This window comes from uncultured Psychrobacter sp. (assembly GCF_947500265.1).
In the GTDB taxonomy this organism is placed as follows: Bacteria; Pseudomonadota; Gammaproteobacteria; order Pseudomonadales; family Moraxellaceae; genus Psychrobacter.
The window spans coordinates 1-1,442 of the sequence record NZ_CANMRN010000016.1; the positions used below are offsets into that span (position 1 = coordinate 1).

Genomic DNA, 1,442 nt, shown 5'->3' on the forward strand with positions numbered 1-1,442 from the left:
GAGCTGACGATGACCTACTCTCACATGGGCGAACCACACTACCATTGGCGCTACGATGTTTCACTTCTGAGTTCGGGAAGGGATCAGGTGGGGCCATCGCGCTATTGTCGTCAGCAAAGGGGGTTAGATATGAGTCTGTTATTTTTATTGTTTGACTATAAATGTTTAGTTTATGGTCGATCAACTTGTAACCTAACTGAATCAAGGTTAAAGGTGATATCGAAATATTCTTTCTTTATTCTATAGCCTGAGCTATACAAGATAGATTAATTAGACTTGTATACAAACCACTTGGGTGTTGTATGGTCAAGCCAAACGAGCAATTAGTACAGGTTAGCTACACGCATCGCTGCGCTTCCACACCCTGCCTATCAACGTCCTAGTCTTGAACGGCTCTTTAGGGAAATCTAATCTTGAGGTGGGCTTCCCGCTTAGATGCTTTCAGCGGTTATCCCATCCGAACGTAGCTACCGGGCAATGCCACTGGCGTGACAACCCGAACACCAGAGGTTCGTCCACTCTGGTCCTCTCGTACTAGGAGCAGATCCTCTCAAATTTCCAACGCCCACGGTAGATAGGGACCGAACTGTCTCACGACGTTCTAAACCCAGCTCGCGTACCTCTTTAAATGGCGAACAGCCATACCCTTAGGACCTGCTTCAGCCCTAGGATGAGATGAGCCGACATCGAGGTGCCAAACACCGCCGTCGATATGAACTCTTGGGCGGTATCAGCCTGTTATCCCCAGAGTACCTTTTATCCGTTGAGCGATGGCCCTTCCATACAGAACCACCGGATCACTAAGACCTACTTTCGTACCTGCTCGACTTGTGGGTCTCGCAGTTAAGCGCGCTTTTGCCTTTATACTCTACGACCGATTTCCGACCGGTCTGAGCGCACCTTCGTACTCCTCCGTTACTCTTTAGGAGGAGACCGCCCCAGTCAAACTACCCACCATACATTGTCCTCGGTATTGTTATACCTGAGTTAGAACCCCAACATGACCAGGGTGGTATTTCAAGATTGGCTCCACCGAGACTAGCGTCTCGGCTTCAAAGCCTCCCACCTATCCTGCACAAGTCAGGTCAAAGTTCAATGTAAAGCTGTAGTAAAGGTTCACGGGGTCTTTCCGTCTAGCCGCGGGTACACAGCATCTTCACTGCGATTTCGATTTCACTGAGTCTCTGCTGGAGACAGCGCTGCCATCATTATGTCATTCGTGCAGGTCGGAACTTACCCGACAAGGAATTTCGCTACCTTAGGACCGTTATAGTTACGGCCGCCGTTTACTGGGGCTTCGATCAAGAGCTTCGCTTACGCTAACCCCATCAATTAACCTTCCAGCACCGGGCAGACATCACACCCTATACGTCCACTTTCGTGTTTGCAGAGTGCTGTGTTTTTAATAAACAGTTGCAGCAGCCTGGTATCTGCGACTGCCA

At 49.3% G+C, this 1,442-nt stretch carries 2 rRNA genes; both read right to left on the reverse strand.

What is annotated here, in order from left to right:
- Position 1: 1 nt before the first annotated feature.
- Positions 2–115, reverse strand: a 5S ribosomal RNA gene (gene rrf / locus Q0788_RS13840).
- Positions 116–302: 187 nt separating this feature from the next.
- A 23S ribosomal RNA gene (locus tag Q0788_RS13845) occupies positions 303–1,442 on the reverse strand; the annotation flags it as partial.